General features: G+C 71.5%; 18 protein-coding genes and 1 riboswitch. Of the genes, 7 read left to right on the top strand and 11 right to left on the bottom strand.

Going from position 1 to position 16,778, the window contains the following annotated elements; genetic code table 11:
* The 6 genes from ACIBO2_RS33560 to ACIBO2_RS33535 all read right to left on the bottom strand — a co-directional run bounded on the left by ACIBO2_RS33560 (position 1) and on the right by ACIBO2_RS33535 (position 7,154).
* The gene (locus ACIBO2_RS33560; RefSeq protein ID WP_358543312.1) at positions 1-2,163 is read right to left on the bottom strand and encodes a VWA domain-containing protein; all 2,163 of its coding nucleotides are present in this window, start codon (positions 2,161-2,163) and stop codon (positions 1-3) included.
* 38 nt (positions 2,164-2,201) lie between these two features.
* Positions 2,202-2,849: a histidine phosphatase family protein gene (locus ACIBO2_RS33555; protein ID WP_397302065.1), complete on the bottom strand. Its 648-nt coding sequence runs from the start codon at positions 2,847-2,849 to the stop codon at positions 2,202-2,204.
* A gap of 6 nt (positions 2,850-2,855) precedes the next feature.
* Positions 2,856-3,593: a CbtA family protein gene (locus ACIBO2_RS33550; protein WP_358543317.1), complete on the bottom strand. Its 738-nt coding sequence runs from the start codon at positions 3,591-3,593 to the stop codon at positions 2,856-2,858.
* 8 nt (positions 3,594-3,601) lie between these two features.
* The gene (locus ACIBO2_RS33545) at positions 3,602-3,790 is read right to left on the bottom strand and encodes a CbtB-domain containing protein (RefSeq protein WP_357960438.1); all 189 of its coding nucleotides are present in this window, start codon (positions 3,788-3,790) and stop codon (positions 3,602-3,604) included.
* Between the two features lie 34 nt (positions 3,791-3,824).
* Positions 3,825-3,954: riboswitch (cobalamin riboswitch) on the bottom strand.
* Positions 3,932-5,482, bottom strand: coding sequence for a M28 family peptidase (locus ACIBO2_RS33540; RefSeq protein ID WP_397302062.1), 1,551 nt, complete (start codon positions 5,480-5,482; stop codon positions 3,932-3,934). It overlaps the preceding riboswitch by 23 nt.
* 178 nt (positions 5,483-5,660) lie before the next feature.
* Positions 5,661-7,154 (bottom strand): phosphoesterase, encoded by a 1,494-nt coding sequence (locus ACIBO2_RS33535; RefSeq protein WP_358543321.1) that lies wholly within the window; start codon positions 7,152-7,154, stop codon positions 5,661-5,663.
* 343 nt (positions 7,155-7,497) lie between these two features.
* Between ACIBO2_RS33535 and ACIBO2_RS33530 the strand changes: the two genes are divergently transcribed.
* The 6 genes from ACIBO2_RS33530 to ACIBO2_RS33505 all read left to right on the top strand — a co-directional run bounded on the left by ACIBO2_RS33530 (position 7,498) and on the right by ACIBO2_RS33505 (position 10,926).
* On the top strand, positions 7,498-7,977 hold the full coding sequence (locus ACIBO2_RS33530; RefSeq protein ID WP_358543324.1) for a CrcB family protein: 480 nt from the start codon (positions 7,498-7,500) through the stop codon (positions 7,975-7,977).
* Positions 7,974-8,327, top strand: a complete 354-nt coding sequence (locus ACIBO2_RS33525; RefSeq protein WP_358543327.1) for a DUF190 domain-containing protein — start codon at positions 7,974-7,976, stop codon at positions 8,325-8,327. Before ACIBO2_RS33530 ends, ACIBO2_RS33525 begins: the two co-directional genes overlap by 4 nt.
* 8 nt (positions 8,328-8,335) lie before the next feature.
* Positions 8,336-8,698: a CrcB family protein gene (locus ACIBO2_RS33520; protein ID WP_358543928.1), complete on the top strand. Its 363-nt coding sequence runs from the start codon at positions 8,336-8,338 to the stop codon at positions 8,696-8,698.
* A 74-nt stretch (positions 8,699-8,772) separates the two neighbouring features.
* Positions 8,773-9,585: a sulfite exporter TauE/SafE family protein gene (locus ACIBO2_RS33515; RefSeq protein ID WP_358543329.1), complete on the top strand. Its 813-nt coding sequence runs from the start codon at positions 8,773-8,775 to the stop codon at positions 9,583-9,585.
* A 163-nt stretch (positions 9,586-9,748) separates the two neighbouring features.
* Entirely contained in the window at positions 9,749-10,501 is a 753-nt protein-coding gene (locus ACIBO2_RS33510) for a Chromate resistance protein ChrB (RefSeq protein ID WP_358543332.1), read from the top strand.
* On the top strand, positions 10,498-10,926 hold the full coding sequence (locus tag ACIBO2_RS33505; protein WP_358543334.1) for a DUF1232 domain-containing protein: 429 nt from the start codon (positions 10,498-10,500) through the stop codon (positions 10,924-10,926). The genes ACIBO2_RS33510 and ACIBO2_RS33505 overlap by 4 nt, the downstream gene beginning before the upstream one ends.
* Before the next feature lie 171 nt (positions 10,927-11,097).
* On the opposite strand, the gene ACIBO2_RS33500 is transcribed toward ACIBO2_RS33505, so the two are convergent.
* The 5 genes from ACIBO2_RS33500 to ACIBO2_RS33480 form a co-directional block, all read right to left on the bottom strand.
* Positions 11,098-11,877, bottom strand: a complete 780-nt coding sequence (locus ACIBO2_RS33500; protein WP_397302056.1) for an ABC transporter permease — start codon at positions 11,875-11,877, stop codon at positions 11,098-11,100.
* A complete protein-coding gene (locus ACIBO2_RS33495; protein WP_358543338.1) occupies positions 11,870-12,895 on the bottom strand; it encodes an ABC transporter ATP-binding protein in 1,026 nt (341 codons plus the stop codon). Before ACIBO2_RS33495 ends, ACIBO2_RS33500 begins: the two co-directional genes overlap by 8 nt.
* 170 nt (positions 12,896-13,065) lie before the next feature.
* The gene (locus ACIBO2_RS33490) at positions 13,066-14,358 is read right to left on the bottom strand and encodes an ArsB/NhaD family transporter (protein ID WP_358543340.1); all 1,293 of its coding nucleotides are present in this window, start codon (positions 14,356-14,358) and stop codon (positions 13,066-13,068) included.
* Positions 14,355-14,807 carry a CBS domain-containing protein gene (locus tag ACIBO2_RS33485; protein WP_397302053.1) on the bottom strand — a complete coding sequence of 151 codons (453 nt, stop codon included), beginning with the start codon at positions 14,805-14,807 and terminating at the stop codon, positions 14,355-14,357. The genes ACIBO2_RS33490 and ACIBO2_RS33485 overlap by 4 nt, the downstream gene beginning before the upstream one ends.
* A gap of 33 nt (positions 14,808-14,840) precedes the next feature.
* Positions 14,841-15,527, bottom strand: coding sequence for a TetR family transcriptional regulator (locus ACIBO2_RS33480; protein WP_358543346.1), 687 nt, complete (start codon positions 15,525-15,527; stop codon positions 14,841-14,843).
* A gap of 102 nt (positions 15,528-15,629) precedes the next feature.
* On the opposite strand from ACIBO2_RS33480, the gene ACIBO2_RS33475 reads away from it, so the two are divergent.
* On the top strand, positions 15,630-16,769 hold the full coding sequence (locus ACIBO2_RS33475; RefSeq protein WP_358543349.1) for an NAD(P)/FAD-dependent oxidoreductase: 1,140 nt from the start codon (positions 15,630-15,632) through the stop codon (positions 16,767-16,769).
* Positions 16,770-16,778: the final 9 nt, after the last annotated feature.

The raw sequence follows: 16,778 nt of genomic DNA, 5'->3' as shown, positions 1-16,778 counted from the left end.
TCAGACCGCCTTCCGGTGATCACGTACGACCGAACTCAGGTCGGAGAGCGTGTCGAGCGAGACCAGGCGCGCCCGCAGTCGCACCGCCAGCCGGACCGCCAGACCCAGCCGCACCGGGCCGCTCTCGCAGTCCACGACCACGCTCGCCGTGCCGTCCAGCAGGGCGGCGGCCCGTTCCACATCGCCGCCCGCCGTCACCCGCCCGTCGGTCACCAGCACCAGCAGCGGCCGCCGTGCCGGGTCACGCAGCCGCTCCACGCGCAGCACCTCCGCCGCCCGCACGAGCCCGGCCGCCAACGGGGTACGGCCGCCGGTCGGCAGCGAGCGCAGCCGGGCCGCGCCCGCCTCCACCGACGAGGTCGGCGGCAGCGCCAGCACGGCGCCCGCGCCACGGAAGGTGACCAGGCCGACCTTGTCGCGCCGCTGGTAGGCGTCGAGCAGCAGACTGAGCACCGCCGTCTTGACGGCGCTCATCCGCCGGCGAGCCGCCATCGAGCCACTGGCGTCCACCACGAACAGCACGAGGTTGCCCTCCCTGCCCTCGCGCACTACCTCGCGCAGGTCGTCCTGGCGCAGCACCAGCCCGGGACCGGTGCGCCCGCGCGTCACCTGGTACGGCGCCGCCGCCAGCATCGTCGCCATCACGTGGAGATCGCGGACCCGTCCGCCGGGGCGGCGTGCGGCGGTGGCCCGGCCGCGTGTGGTGCGCGAGCGCGAGCGCCGCCCCGCCACGCCCTCGCCGATCCCGGGCACCTGAAGCAACGGCACCCTGTACGGCGCCGCCAGCCCGGCCACCCGGCCCGGCGGCTCCTGCTCGCGTGTGCCCCCGGCGTCCGGTGGCTGCCCAGCCTCGGCCGACTGCTTCGCCGACCCCCTGCCATCCGGCATCCAGCCGAAATTCGGCATCCAGCCGTGGTTCGGCACGCGGCCGTCGTTCGGGACGCGGCCATCATCCATCGTCCCGCCGTCGGAGGGACCGGTCGGCTGATCGCGCATCGGTGTTTCGCCGTCACCCGCCGGTGGCGCGGCGCTCGCCGGGCGGCCGTCCTCCCCAGGCCCGGAATGGTCAGCAGCCCCGGAGACGTCAGGAGGCCCGGAGGCGTCAGGACCCCCGCCACCGGGACCCTCCGGATCGTCCGGATCCTCATCCTCCGACGTGCTCTCCAGCAGCTCGTCGAGCAGCGACTCGTCCAGTCCCGGCGCGTCGAAGGGGTCGCGCCGCCGCCGATGCGGCAGCGACAGGCGGGCCGCCGCCCGTACATCCTCGGTCGTCACCGCCTCGCGCCCATGCCAGGCGGCATGGGCGATGGCGGCGTTCGCCGTGACCAGGTCGGCCCGCAATCCGTCGACCTCGAACGCCGCGCACACCGTCGCGATCTGCCGCAGCCGCGCGTCGGGCAGCCGCACGCCGGACACCCGGCCGCGGGCCTGGGCGATCCTGGTCGCCAGCGCCGATTCCTCGGCCGCCCACCTGGCCGCGAACTTCTCGGCGTCCGCGTCGAAGGCCAGCCGGCGCCGTACCACCTCGGCGCGCTCCACCGGATCCCTGGACGCCTTCACCTGCACCGTCAGCCCGAACCTGTCCAGCAACTGCGGACGCAGCTCACCCTCCTCCGGGTTCATGGTCCCGACCAGCAGGAACCGGGCCGGATGCCGGACCGAGACCGACTCCCGTTCCACGTAGCAGGTCCCCAGGGCCGCCGCGTCCAGCAGCAGGTCGACCAGGTGGTCGTGCAGCAGGTTCACCTCGTCCACGTACAGGACGCCGCGGTGCGCGGCCGCCAGCAGGCCCGGCTCGAACGCCTTCACCCCCTCCGTCAGCGCCCGCTCCACATCGAGTGAGCCGGCCAGGCGGTCCTCCGACGCGCCGACCGGCAGCTCCACCAACGCGGCCGGACGGCGAAGCCCTTGGGCGTCCGGCTCGTGCGGGCCGTCCGGGCACTCGGCGTCGGGCGCGGCCGGATCGCAGGCGAACCGGCAGCCCGGCACCACGTTCACCGGGGGCAGCTGGGCGGCCAGCGCGCGCACGATGGTGGACTTGGCGGTGCCCTTCTCACCCCGTACCAGCACACCGCCCACCCGTGGCGAGACGGCGTTGAGCACCAGCGCCAGCTTCAGGTCGTCGAGCCCGACGACGGCGCTGAACGGATACGAGACGATCAAGACAGGACCTTCCGTACGTTCAAGACAGGATCTTCCGGTTAAAGGATCTTCCGGTTGACGTGGGCGACCCGCCAGCCGCCTCGCGTGACGGTCAGCTCAGTGACGGACAGCGGCGCGAGATCGAAACGGGCGGAGTGCACTGGGTCCAGTCCCAGCGCATGGCCGAGGGCCGCCCGGATGGCGCCCGCGTCGCAGACGGCGACCGCCTCGGGCTCCCCGCGCACCGAGTCGAGCCAGTCGGCCACCCGCGCCGCCAGCACGGTCAGGCTCTCCCCGCCGTGCGGCGCCGCGTCCGGATCCGCCAGCCAGCTCGCCAGCGCGTCCGGCTCCTCCCGCGCGACCCGTCCGTACGGCAGGCCGCGCCACCGGCCGTGATCGGCCTCCGCGAGCGCGGCGACCACGCACGCTTCCCGGCCGAGCGCGGCGGCGGTCTGCCGCGCCGCGGCACTGGGAGCGACCCACGCCACCGAGTCGACCGCCGCCGAGCCGCCCGCCGCCGAGCCGGTCACTGCCGAGCCGGTCGCCGCCGAGCCGACAGCCATCGAGTCGGCCACCACCGAAGCCAAGCCGTGTGCCCTGGCCAAGCCGTGTGCCCTGGCCAGGCTCGACGGGTCGGCGTCCTCATCCGCCCCGGGAAAGCAGGCGGTCCGCATCCCCGGCGTGCTGGCGTGCCGGACGAACAGCACGCCGGCTCAGCCCGGCGAGGCGGCGGTCGCGGGTACGGCCCCCCGCCGCGCCGCCCTGTCGCTCACCCACCCGAACAGCACACCGAAGGCCGTCCAGAAAACGAGCTGCGTCCCTAACGACACGAGCCTGAACTGCCACAGCAACGTGGCAGGAAAGCCCTCGGGCACCTCGTCCACGGTCGGCAGCAGCAGCCACGCGGCGACCACCGGGACCAGGTACGCGACCCCGGCCGCGACCCACCGCGCCCAAGGCCCGGCGGTCACCCGGCGCGCGGTCGCCACCGCGATCGCGATCGCGGCCAGGCCGACAAGGATCATCACGACATAGAGGGCGGTCCGGCTGTTGATCGTTTCCGGGTCTCCGACAGCCGGCGGATTGGCCGGATATTTCACGAACGGTACGAGGATCACCGCCCCGAACGCCGACCCGGCGGCGGCGAGCGCCAGCCCGCCCTCCGACCGTGGACCGACCCGGCCCCGCAGACCCGCGTACACCAGGGCGAAGACCCCTCCCACGGCCAGCCCGTACAGGCCGGTGGCGAGGAAGAGCCCGGCCTTCTGGCCCGGCCTGCTGACCAGTTCCTCCTCGCCGTGGTCATGGCCAGGTTCCTGCGCGGCGTGCGCCTGTTCCAGTGCGATCGCACTGTCCACCTGCGGTTCCCCGAAGGCGAAGGCGAAGCCGCCCGCGATCAATCCGGCCAGCAGGCCCAGAAGCAGGCCCCTGACCAGCAGGGTGCGTACCATGCCTGGGTCTAGTGGCAGGGCACGCCGAGCAGGTGACGCCCGTCGTGCATGAGTTCGTGCAGGTACGCACCCGTCTGCGAGATGGCGCCGTTGTCCATCAGCACCAGGTAGGCGACCAGCAGCAGTACCGGTACGGCCAGCAACCACAGCCGCAGACGGGGGAACGGAATGACGGTAGGAGCGGACAGACCACTCATCAGTGCCTCCTCAGGGATGACGCGTCCCAACAAATGAGGTCACGGAGGCCCAAGCGACCTGGCTCCCGGGATCTACGTCCCGGATACAGTGGCGCGTCCGCACCGGCATCTCACCGGATTTCCCTTGGACAACCGTGAAATCTACCGGAACGTATCCTTTCCTCCCGTTCGCGTCAACACATCGAGGAAGCCGGACGTTGACGGTGTGAAGCGCGCACGGCTGGTCGCGGGTGCCACTCGCGGCGGGATGGAGCGGAGGTTGAACGCGTATCGCGCGACGGAGTCGGCGATGGCGTCCGCGTCCACGTCCAGCGCCGTGGCGTTGATGTTGGCGATGGTGTCGCACGCCTGGTGGTAGCAGGCGTCGTAGGCGACCCCGGCAGTCCCGCCGAACAGCGCCGCCTCCGCGGCCGTCTTGATCCCCTCGGCGCCGGTGAAGATGCCGCCGGCCGGGATCCCGACCGCGATGAACGGCCCGTAGTCCGAGCGCCCGTCGAAGTCCGTGCCCACCGTGGGCAGGCCGCGCGAGCCGTAGAACGCCGCCAGCTGCTTCTCGATCTCGGCGGAACCGGGCGGACCGGCGGGGGAGCCGACGTTGTCGGAGTCGTCCCCGTCGTACAGCTTGTAGGCGTAGTTCGGCGTGGCCACCATGTCGAAGTTCAGATACACCCGGACGCGGTCCCGCTGCGCCTGCGACAACGACCCGACGTACTGATCGGAACCGAGCAGCCCGATCTCCTCGGCGGCCCAGAAGGCGAAGCGGACCTTGTTCTTGACCGGGTAGAGCGCCATCTCCTCGGCGACCTCCAGGATCGCCGCGCTGCCCGAGCCGTTGTCGTTGATGCCGGGCCCCGCCGTCACGCTGTCGAGATGCGCGCCCACCATAACGACATTGCGCGGGTCGCCGAAGCGGGTCTCGGCGATCACGTTGTCCGTGCTGCCGAGGACGAGGTTGGCGTCGACCTTGAGGTGTACGCTCGCGCCCGGCGTGCTCGCGAGTTCGTTGCCCACGGCGAAGTCGGCGAACACCATGGGGATCCCGCCCCGCCACTCGCCGATGTCCAGCGGGAACGCGTCGGTACGACCCGGCTGACCCTCGTTGAAGATGATGAGCCCGGTCGCACCCGCCGCGGCCGCGTTCTGCACCTTCGTGACGAATGGGCAGGTGCCGCGCTGGACGAGCGCGATACGGCCGGCCATGAACCCGGCGAAGTCCGCCGCTTCGCAGCCGCTGGTCGAGGTCGGCGTGGGAGTGGGTGGCAGCGTGAGGTCCACGCCCTGGACCTGCGCGGTCACCTCGCCCGAGGGGGAGGGCTGGAAGGTGAAGAAGTCCTCGTTCGGTACGTACGTCTTCGCGCTCGGCGCGGTGAGCGCCAGCGTCGGCGGGCTGTTCTCGGCCCAGCTCTTGACGTAGTTGATCGGTTGCAGCGTGACCTTGTAACCGGCCTTGCGCAGCTTGTTCGCCACGTAGTCGCGGGAGGCGTCGTAGCCGCTGGTGCCGGTCGCGCGGATGCCGCCATGGGCGGTGGCGATGTCCTGCAGGGCTTGCAGGTGCTTGGCGACGTTCGTCCCCTTGACCTGCTTGACCAGCAGCTTGGCGAAGACGTCGTCCAGGCCGCCGGCGGTGGCGGGCACGGCCATGGCGATGGTCAAGGAGAGCGCGGTGGCCAGGATGGTGATGACTCTGCGCATTCGGATTCCCCTGTAGGACAGGAACGGGAAGGCAGACGATCCCCGAGGCTCGCCGAACGCGAACGTAACCCGGCCCCGCACCGTTGGAAGACCCCCAGCTGAAAGACCTCCGGCGCCACGCTTGGCGCGGAGAGAGGGCGGCCGCGCGTGGTACGCGGGACCGCCCAAGGCCGGCGGGCTAGCGGACGCGGATGAAGACGGGATTGGAGTAGAACCACAGGTCCTGCCACGGGCTCTCCTTGCCGTCGGCCGCCGGCTCCATCTCGTCGGTGCTGGTGCCGCGTACCCGCAGGTAGCTGTCGGCCTGCACATCGCGCAGCGTGTGCCGGATGACATAGTCCCGGCCCTGCCGGCGCCAGTCGCCCGGCCCGAAGCGCGCCACGACCTTGGTGGTGGGGTTGGTGTCGGCGTCCAGGTTGGCGCTCACGCCGCTCACCTGTCCGGTGATGAGGTCGACGCGCCGCACCTCCGGGCGGTCGCCGTTGCCGTTCTTGCCCTCCAGCGGCCGGAACCGGATCTCGGCCTCGACGTCGGTGCGGTTGCGCCGGTTGACCACCAGCGTCTCGCCGACGGTGGCCTGGCGGCCCTGGTTGCCGGCGGTGACGTCGAGAGCGGTGATCAGGTCGCCGGTGGCGACGAAGATGCGGCCGTTGCGCAGGGCGTCCATGATGTCGCCGTAGTCCTGGCGGGCCATCACGTACGTCTTGCTGTACTCGCCCGGCCAGAAGTCCGAGCCGCCGCGGGTCCAGTGCACGTGCGAGTCGGAGGTGGCCGTGATCCACCAGTGCCGGCCCTCGCCCAGCAGCGAGTCCCACAGGCCGCCGACCCGCGCGGTCATCTGGTCGAAGCCGCCGTAGGTGGGGTGGTTGCCGTACCCGCCGCGGGCGCCGCCGTTCAGCGGGCCGGCCTGGTGCCCGGGGGCGCCCTCGAATCCCACGTACACGTCGGGGGCGGTGTTGTTGCCGTTGCGGAACTCGCGCGGAGTGTCCTGCCCCCACACGCCGAGCCCGGTCGCCGACCGCGCCGCGTGGTGCGCGATCACCAGCGGCTTCTGCCGCATGTCGCGGGCGGCCTTGAGGAACTCCACCATCTTGGCCTCGGTGTCGCGCCCGGGGTCGGCCGGGAAGGCGTCGTGCTTGGCGAAGCGACTCTCCAGCTCGAACAGCTGCCGCGCCTCGTCGGCGTGGTGCGGGATCATCAATGTGTGGTGGTCCAGCGCCGGCGCGTCGAACTCCATGCCCCAGAACTGCAGGACCTCGGGTACGAGCACCCGCGAGCGCAGCAGGTCGGGGTAGGCCTGCTCCAGGTTAACCTTGGAATGCGTCGGGCCGCCGTGGTCGGTGCACATCGCCCAGGTCAACCCGAAATACTTGGCCATGATCGCGTTGGTGACGATCGGGTAGACCGCGTCGGCGCCCTTGTGGAAGGTCGGCGGGCTGGTCTTGATGTCGAACTCACCGCTGTACTCGGAGTGGACATGGTGATCGCCCGCCCGCCACATCCGGCCGTTGTTGGCGCCGTCGCCGAAGGAGCGCTCGTCGTCGGCCTGCGCGGCGGTGCCGCCCACCAGGGGTGCCGCGGCGGCCAGCGTCGCGCCGACACCGGCGTACTTGACCAGCCGCCGCCGGGAAAGCCCGGCAGATTCGGGCCGTTCATCCTTGTTGTTCCTCACGATGAAGCCTTTCGCGGTGAAGGTAGGGTGCCGACCCGCAAGCCTCGAAGAGCCCGCTGAACGCCATGTGAACGCCGCTCGGGACGAGCAAGAACACTGCGTTGATCCCATCCGGAACCCGCCCGAACCCGGGGCCGCTGTCGACGCTGAAAGGGGCAGGCCCGAGAGGTCGCCGCCAGGTCCTGTTCGGGCCGATCGGTATAGTCGAGGGGAACCTCCCTGGGGGAGGTCGCGGTGGTGGGGCCCACCGCCTCGCCGCCGATCCGGTGGCGGGTATCCGTGGCACCCAGCCGCCAACGGTCCCTACCAGAGGTTGTTTCGTGCTGCTGGTAGGAGGATTTTCATGTCCCGTCCCGAAACGGAGCGTCCCGTGGACGCCGATGTCGACCTGCGCGTGGCCGCCCAGCGGGCCGAGCTGCGCCGGGCTCCGTGGGCGACGCTGGGGGTGATCGCGCTCGGCGGCGCGGCGGGTGCGCTGACCCGCTACGGCCTGGGCGTGGCCTTTCCGCGCCAGGCCGGGGCCTTTCCGTGGACGACGCTGGCCATCAACACCGTCGGGTGTCTGCTGATCGGAGTGCTCATGGTGGCCATCACCGAGGTCTGGTCCGCGCCCGGATGGGTGCGCCCGCTGCTGGGCGTCGGCGTGCTGGGCGGGTTCACCACCTTCTCCACGTACATCCTGGAGACCAGCCAGCTGCTGGCGGGCGACGCGGCTCGCATGGCGCTGGCGTACCTGGCGCTGACCCCCGTGCTGGCCTTGACCGCGGTATGGGCGGGCAGCGCCGCGGCCCGCTGGTGCCTCGGAAAGAGCAGGCGGGCATGAAACTGACCGGAGCGGCGCTACGGCTGACCATCTACGTCGGCGACACCGACACCTGGCACCACAAGCCGCTGTATCACGAGATCGTCCACCGCGCGCATGCGGCCGGGCTGGCCGGCGCGAGCGTGTTTCGCGGCATGGAGGGCTACGGCGCCTCCAACCACATCCACACCTCGCGCATCCTGTCGCTGTCGGGGGACTTGCCGGTGTCGGTCGTCATCGTCGACGCCGCCGAACGGATCCGGGCCTTCCTGCCGCAGCTGGACGAGCTGATCTCTGAGGGGCTGGTCATCTTGGACGAGGTCGAGGTGATCCGCTACGTCGGCCGCCCCAGCAGCGGGCAGGCCCGGTGAGCGGCCCGCTGACAGTGGCGCTGGTCGTTCTCGGCGCGGCGATCGGCGCGCCCCTGCGCTACCTGGCCGACCGGTTCGTCCAGGCCCGCCACGATTCCCTGTTCCCGTGGGGCACCTTCAGCGTCAACCTGGCCGGATCGGCGCTGCTGGGCTTCCTGGCCGGACTGCCCGCCGACGGCGCGGTGCTGGCCTTCGCCGGCGCCGGGTTCTGCGGCGCGCTGACCACCTACTCCACCTTCAGCTATGAGACCCTGCGGCTGGCCCAGGACGGCGCTCGCTTCGTCGCCTGGGCCAATGTGGTGGCCAGCGTGGCCGGCGGCCTGGGCGCGGGCGTGTTCGGCTTCGCGCTGGCCCATGCCGTGACGGGCTGAGCCTGGTGGTGATCGATGCCGCGCTCGCGTCGGCGTCGGATGGCGCATTCGCGTCCACTTCGGATGTCGTGTCCGTGCCTACGTCGGATGTCGTGTACGCGTCGGCGTCGGGTGCCGCGTGGGCGTCGGATGCCGCGTTCGGGTTGACGTCGGTGATCGACGGCACGTTCGCGCTGACGCTGGCCGCCGCGTGCGCGGCGGCGTTCGTGCTGGCGGTGGTCTCGGCGGTGGCCGGGTTCGGTGGTGGGGTGCTGCTGCTGCCGGTCTTCACCGCCTTGTTCGGGTTACGCGTGGCGGTGCCGATGCTGACGCTGGCCCAACTGGCCAGCAATGGCTCCCGGGTCGTGTTCAACCGGCGTGAGCTGCGCTGGTCACTGGTGGGCTGGTTCGCCCTCGGTGCCGTCCCGCTGGCCGTGGCCGGCGGCCTGCTGCTGGCGCACGCTCCGCTGGGGCCGCTCAAGCGGCTGCTGGGCGTCTTCTTGCTGGTCGTGGTCGCCTGGCGGCGCCTGCGCCCCCATCCCCGCTCGCCGGCCGACCCGGCCTTCGCGGCGGTCGGAGCGGCCTCCGGTCTCGGCTCGGCGCTGCTGGGCTCGGTCGGACCGCTCACCGCGCCGTTCTTCCTGGCGTACGGCCTGACGCGAGCCGCCTACATCGGCACCGAAGCGGCCAGCGCCCTGGTCATGCACCTGGCCAAGATCGCCGCTTATGGTGCCGGAGATCTGCTCGGCTGGCGCGTCCTGACCTACGGCGCGGCCCTGACCCCGGCCACGCTGGCCGGCGCCTGGCTGGGCAAGAAGATCGTCGCCCGGGTGAGCGACGGCGTGTTCGTCGTGGCGGTGGAGGCCGGGCTGGTGGTGGCCGGCGGGTTGTTGCTGATCGGTCTCTGACCTGGGTGGATTCTCGTGGCCGCGGCTTTCAACGGCCGGTGTCGGCCTGGCCGCGAATGGCGGCGGTGACGCGAATCGGCGATCAGGTAGAGGCCGTGATACCGGAGCTCATCTCGCTGGAGCTATTCGTTGCCGAAAATTGTTACGGGTGTAACATGGGCGCGTGACGGAGAGCGCGGACGAGCAGGGCTGGTTGTTGATCAGCGTGTCCACGGCGGGAGCCGCCCCGACGCTGCGGGTGCAGGTGTGGCGCAAGCTGCGCTCGCTGGGCGCGCTGTATCTGCAGCAGTCGGTATGCCTGCTGCCCGAACGCGAGCAAACCCTGCGGCAGGTGCGCCGCTTGCTCGACCGGGTCCGTCAGCAGGGCGGCACCGGCCGCCTCCTGCACATGGCGCTGACCGATCAGGCCGAGAAGCGGCAGGTCACCGGCGAGTTCAACGCCGCCCGAGACGCCGAGTACGCCGAAGTACTGGAGCGCCTGCCCGCCTTCCGGCAGGAACTGGCGCGTGAGCGGGAGCGCGGCAGGGCCACCTACGCCGAGGTCGAGGAGTCGGAGGCCGACCTGGAGCGTTTCCGCTCCTGGCTGGCCAAGATCGCCGCCCGCGACTACTTCGCCGCCCCGGCCGGCGCGGCGGCGCGAGCCGGGGTCGAGGAGGCCGCAGCCGACCTGGCCGCCTTCGAGCAGGACGCGCTCGCGGCCGAGTCACCGGCCACGGAGAGCGGTCTCACCGTGGTGGCGCGGACCGCGTCCGAGGCGCCCGCCACTGACAGGGGTTCCACAAGGGCGGCGCGGACCGCGGCCGAGGCGCGGGTCACGGAGAGCGATCCCACAAGGGCGGCGCGGGCCGCGTCCGAGGTGCCCGTCACCGAGAGCGGTCTCCCCGTGGCGGAGAACGGAACGGGGAAGCGGCCATGACCGGCTGGTGGGGATGGGATCTGCTGATCGGGATCGCCGTCGCGCTGCTGGTCACCTGGTTGGCGCTGATCGCGGCGCTGGCAGTCCTCCGGCCGCGCGGTGGGCTGCTGCGCGAGGCGTTGCGCCTGCTGCCCGACGTGCTGCGGCTGGTGCGCCGCCTGGCCGCCGACCGTGAGTTGCCACGCGGGGTGCGGGTACGTCTGGGGTTGCTGCTGGCCTATCTGGCCATGCCTCTCGATCTTGTGCCCGACTTCATCCCGGTCCTGGGTTACGCCGACGACGCGATCATCGTCACGGCGGTGCTGCGCTCGGTGGTCCGCCGCGCCGGGCTGCAGGCGGTGCGCCGCCACTGGCCCGGCACCGAGGACGGGTTCACCGCGCTGTGCCGCCTGACCGGCCTGGCCGAGCGCGGCTCGGCGTCCTGAGTCCCGCTGAGAGCCTGTGGCATCCAGCCGACCGCGGGCCGGCTTTGTGGCATCTTGCCGACTGCCGGCCAGCGAGCTCGGGCGGCCCGCCCGCTGACCTGCAGGTTTGGGCGGCCCGACCGCTGGTCAGCGGGTAGGCGGCGTTCTTCTGTCCCGCAGGCTGCGTGCCCGTCATCGGGTATGGTCGGCGCGGTTCCACCAGAGGGCGGTCGTGACGACTCCGGCCGCGCCGGTGGCCGCGCACAGCAGTAGCCCGGCGAGGCCGGGCGGGTCTTGGCCGGGGCCGGCGATGCGGGCGTACAGGGCGGGCACCGACCAGGGGAAGGCGGCGCCGTAGCCGAGCGCGGCGATCACCTGAGCGGCGAAGACGATGGCGAGCAGGACGCCGACGGCGGCCAGGTAGCCGCGGCCGGCGCTGGCGGCCAGGGCCAGTGGGGTGGTGGTCAGCGCGGCCAGCGCGGCCGCGGCCACGATGCGGCCGACGCCTTCGCCCGCGCTCGGCCCTGACCAGCCGGGCAGGGCGAGCAAAGTGCCGATCAGCAGACCGAGCCCGGCGAGTAGCAGGGCCAGCAGCAGCGCCCAGAGCGCGGCGATGGTGAACTTGGCGGCCACGATGGCGGTGCGGGAGGTGGGCAGGGCCAGCAGGTCGGTGGCGGTGCGATCACTGAACTCGCGGCCGAACAGCCAGATGGCGATCATCCCGTAGAGGCCCAGGCCGCCCACCGCGACGGCCTGGGCGAGCAGGGCGAGATAGCCGGGCCAGTCGGCGCTGGCGCTGGACAACTGGGCCTTGGCGCCGAGCAGGCCGAACGCCCGGGCGCGGGCGGGGTCGGCCAGGATGAACATGAACATCCCGCACATCAGCGCGACGATCGTGAAGGCCAGCGCGGTGATCCAGGGCAGACGGCTCCGCCGCACCTTCAGCAGTTCCGCCCACAGCGCCTCACGCATGCTCGGCCCCCGATTCGGCACTCGGTTCGGCACGCCTCTCGGCCGCCGACCCGGCACGCGTCTCGGCCCCCGATTCGGCGCTCGTCCCGGCTCCTGGTGCGGCCTGGGCGCTGGGCCCGACCGTACGCAGGAAGAAGGTCTCCAGGTCTTCCTCCTCCAGATGGAGGTCGGTGGGCGGCACGCCGCCGTGGACCAGGACGGTGGCGACCTGTTCCGGCTGGGCCAGGGCGCGGGGATCGGTGAGCAGCAGGCCGGCCGGCCCAAACTCGGGGCGGTAGCCGTATGCGCGGAGCACCGCGCGGGCGGCGTGGTCATCGCGGGTGGCCAGGCGCAGATGGCGGCGGCGGTGCCGGTCCAGGTGGTCGGCGTCGTGTTCGCCGATCAGGTGGCCGTGGTGCAGGATGCCGATGCGGGTGGCCAGGCGGGCGACCTCGGCCAGCAGGTGGCTGGACAGGAACACGGTGGTGCCGTGCTGGTGGGCCAGATCGGTGAGCAGGGCGCGGATCTCGGCGACGCCGGCGGGGTCCAGGCCGTTGACGGGCTCGTCGAGGATGAGCAGGGCGGGGGCGTGCAGCAGGGCCCTGGCCAAAGCCAGGCGCTGCAGGTTGCCGAGCGACAGGGCGCGGGCGCGGCGGTCGGCGTACGGGGTGAGCGCCAGCCGTTCGATGATGTCCTCGGCGTTGCCAGGTAGCCGGCGCAGCCGGCGGACCACCTCCAGGTTCTCGCGTACGGTCAGCTCGGGATAGGCGGCGGCCTCTTCCACCAGGTAGCCCACCTTGGCCCAGGCGGTGCGGTCGCCGGCCGAGACGTCGGCGCCCAGGACCCGTACCGTCCCGGCGGTGGGTGCGATCATGCCGAGCAGCATGCGGATCAGGGTGGTCTTGCCGGCACCGTTGAGACCGAGCAGGGCGTAGATCTGTCCCGCCCGCACCCGCAGGCTGACGTCGTCGACGGCTGCCACGTCGCGATAGCGCTTGCTGAGGTGCGCGATCTCGATGACCGGGGTTGCCGCGCTCATGGCCGGGGACACAGACCGAGCGTCATCAAGTCGTGGGGGTAGGGGTTTCGGGGGCACACGGGCACATCCTTCACTCGATACGGAGTGGACGTGCCGACCAGGCTTCCCGGCTCACCTGCTGCCAGCGTACCCCTCGCGGTTCACCCCGAATAGTGACGCTTCCGGACTTGTCACATGAGGTAGCGCAGCCATAGGTAGGGGGCGACCAGTGTGACGGTGACCGCGGTGACGATCAGGCCGTACTTGGTGAACTGCCAGAAGCTGATGGGAGTGCCGTTGCGGGCGGCAATGCCGAGCACGACCACGTTGGCGGCGGCACCGACGGCGGTGGCGTTGCCGCCCAGGTCGGCGCCGAAGGCCAGCGCCCACCACAGCACCTGTCCGGGCCCGTTGCCGCCGCTTGCCTGCACGAGGTCGGACACGATCGGGCTCATCGTCGCCACGTAGGGGATGTTGTCGACGATGGCCGACAGCACGGCCGAGGCGCCCAGGATGCCCATGGTGGCCAGTTCCAGTTGTCCGCCGGTCGCCGCGGCGGCGGCCTGGGACAGCCGGCCGATGACGCCGGTCTCGACCAGCGCGCCGACCATGACGAACAGCCCGGCGAAGAACACCAGCGTGGGCCACTCCACCTCGGCGATGGCCTGCTCGGTGGTCACCTTGGTCGCGGCCACCAGCACGCCCGCGCCGAGCAGCGCGACCACCGAAGGCTCGTAGTGCAGCACGGGGTGCAGCACGAACGCCGCCATCACCAGCGCCAGCACGGCCAGCGACTGCCACAGCAGCCTGTGGTCGGCGATCGCCTCCCGCTCCTCCAGCGCCATGATCTCGCTGGCGCGTTCGGGGTCGTAGCGGAACGAGCGGCCGAACATCAGCCAGCACAGGCCGACGAACACCGCCATCAGCACGATGACCATGGGTGCCATGTGGAGGAGGAAGTCGTTGAAGCTCAGGCCCCCACGGCTGGCGATGATGATGTTCGGCGGGTCGCCGACCAGGGTGGCCGTGCCGCCGATGTTGGAGGCCATCGCCTCGGCGATCAGGAACGGCGCCGGGTTGACGGCCAGCCGCTCGCACACCAGGAAGGTCACCGGCGCGATCAGCAGCACCGTGGTCACGTTGTCGAGCAGCGCCGAGACGCCGGCGGTGATCAGCACCAGCTGCGCCATCAGCCGGAACGGGCGCCCGCGAGCGCGCTTGGCGGCCCAGATCGCCAGGTACTCGAAGACGCCCGTCTCCTTCAGTACGCCGACGATGACCATCATGCCGAGCAGCAGGAAGATGACGTTCCAGTCGATCCCGGTGTGCTCGGAGAAGAACGCCGCCTTCGCGCCCGTGGCGTGGACGGCCAGCATGATCCCGGCGCCGCCGAGCGCGGCGGCGACCCGGTGGACCTTCTCGGTGGCGATCAATGTGTACGCGATCAGGAACACCGCCACGCTCACCCAAGCCGGCGCATTCACGCCCCGAGCACCCGGTCCAGCAGCGCCTGCAGCGTCACGGCGCCCAGCAGGCGCCTATCGGCGACGATCGCGACCAGCGGGCTGTGGGTGCGGGCCATCAACGCGGCCAGTTCCAGGACGGTGGCATCGGGGTCGGTGACCGGCAACTCGCGCCGGTCTCGTGGCAGGACCTCGCGTATGGTGCGGCCCTCCAGCGCGTTCAGGAAGGCGTCGGCGTGCGCCTCGTCCACCACCCGGGCCAGCGCCGGATCATCCTGGCAATAGCCGGGCACGGCCAGCCGCAGCACCTGGGTGCCGGGCAGGATCGTGAACGGGGCGCCGTCGTCGTCCACCACGATGATGCCGGGCAGATCCTGCTCGGCGAGCATCCTGGCCGCGTCGATCACGGGAGAGTCGAGACCGACCACGGGAAAAGCGGCGAGCAGGTCGTGGGCACGCACTGGGCACATCCTTCGGGGTTCCGCACCGCCTGAAGCGCGGCATCACGGGGCCGCGGTCGTGTTCAGGCCGTCCAGGAGCAGGTCGAGGCCGGTGATGAACTGGTCGCGGTCGTCGTGGTCGCGCAGGTCCGTGGTGGTGCGCGTCAGGAAGGGGTAGTCGGCGGGGTCGAGTTCTGCCCAGCTTTCGGCGGTCCGCGCGAGGTAGGCGTCCCGGCTGGTGGCCGCGTCGAGGGTGGCGCATGGGGTGATGATCTGGGCGCTGACGCCGGTGATGTAGTAGGAGATCGCGGTGGAGACCGCGAAATGCCGTTCGGCGGGCAGCTCGGTTCGTGCGACAAGGGTGCCGATGCGGTCGAGCAGGCGCAGCGCGTTCGCCAGCGTGGCCGGGGCGGTGACGTGGGAGGCTGCCCACGGGTGCCGATCAAGGGCATCGAAGACGGCGATGGCGAGCGCGCGCAGCCCGGCGCCGGCGCCCTCCTCGAGGCGCGGAACCGCGGCGAAGGCGTGGCCGAGCACCTGATCGGCGGCCAGGGCGACGAGCTCGTCCTTGTTCGTCATGTGCCAATAAAGCGCGCCGGGTCCGGTGTTCAGCTGTTTGGCCAGCAGCCGGAAGGTGAGTCCCCGTTCGCCGTGCTCGTCCAGCAGCGTGACGGCCGCGTCGACGATCACCTCTCGCGAAAGGGCGCCGGCGCGTCCCCCAGTGGGTGCTCTTCCGCGTGTCCGTGCCATGACCTCATTTTGACACATCCTGGACCGGCGTTCCATATTACTTATGGAACGCCGATCCATATTGGAGTCCGGGCAGCCGCCCGTACGGGAACGAGGAAGCCCATGAACACCAGCCACCACCCGATCGCCATCGTCGGCGCCGGCCTCGGCGGCTTGACCCTCGCCCGGGTCCTGCACGTCCACGGCATCCCCGCGACGGTCTACGAGGCCGACCCCTCGGCGAAGTCCCGTACGCAGGGCGGCCAGCTCGACATCCACGAGGACGACGGGCAGCGCGCGCTCGCCGACGCCGGTCTCACCGCCGAGTTCCGCGCGATCATCCACGAGGGCGCTGAGGCGCTGCGCGTGCTCGACCGGCACGGCAAGCTGCTGTTCGACGCCCCGGACGACGGCAAGGCGCGGCGTCCCGAAGTGCTCCGCGGAGACCTGCGCCGGATCCTGCTCGACTCCCTGCCCGGCCAGACGGTCCAGTGGGGGCGCAAGGTCACCGGTGTCCGGCCCCTCGGCGACGGCCGGCACGAGCTGACCTTCGCCGACGGCGCGAGCGTGACCAGCGGCCTGCTCGTGGGTGCCGACGGCGCCTGGTCGAAGATCCGCCCACTGCTGTCCGACGCCGAGCCCGAGTACACCGGCACGACCTTCATCGACACCTACCTCTACGACGCCGACGAGCGGCACCCCGCGACGGCCGAGGCGGTCGGCGCCGGCGCGATGTACGCGCTGACCCCGGGAAAGGGGATCATCGCGCACCGCGAGGCGGGGAACATCCTGCACACGTACGTCGAGCTGAACCGCCCCGCCGAGTGGATCGACGACCTCGGCTTCACCGATGCCGCCGCCGTGACCGCTCGGGTCGCGGCCGAGTTCGACGGGTGGGCGCCGGAACTCACCGCGCTGATCACCGACGGCGAGACCGCTCCGGTCGCGCGCATGATCCACACGCTCCCGGACGGGCACCGATGGGATCGCGTCCCTGGGGTGACGCTCCTCGGCGATGCCGCGCACCTGATGCCGCCGTCAGGCGATGGCGCGAACCTGGCGATGTTCGACGGCGCCGAACTCGCCAAGGCGATCGTCGCGCACCCCGGCGACATCGAAGCGGCACTCACCGCCTACGAGAAGGAGCTGTTCCCGCGCACCGAGGCCTTCTACGCCGACGCCCACGAGATGCTGGACCTCTGCCTCGGCGACCGCGCGCCGTTCGGACTCATCGACCTCATCAACGGTGATCCCCAGCCCTGAGCCGCACCG

It is taken from the genome of Nonomuraea sp. NPDC050022 (assembly GCF_044460705.1).
Lineage (GTDB): Bacteria > Actinomycetota > Actinomycetes > Streptosporangiales > Streptosporangiaceae > Nonomuraea.
The sequence above is the reverse complement of the archived record's forward strand: the minus strand, read 5'-3'. Positions and strand labels throughout refer to the sequence as shown.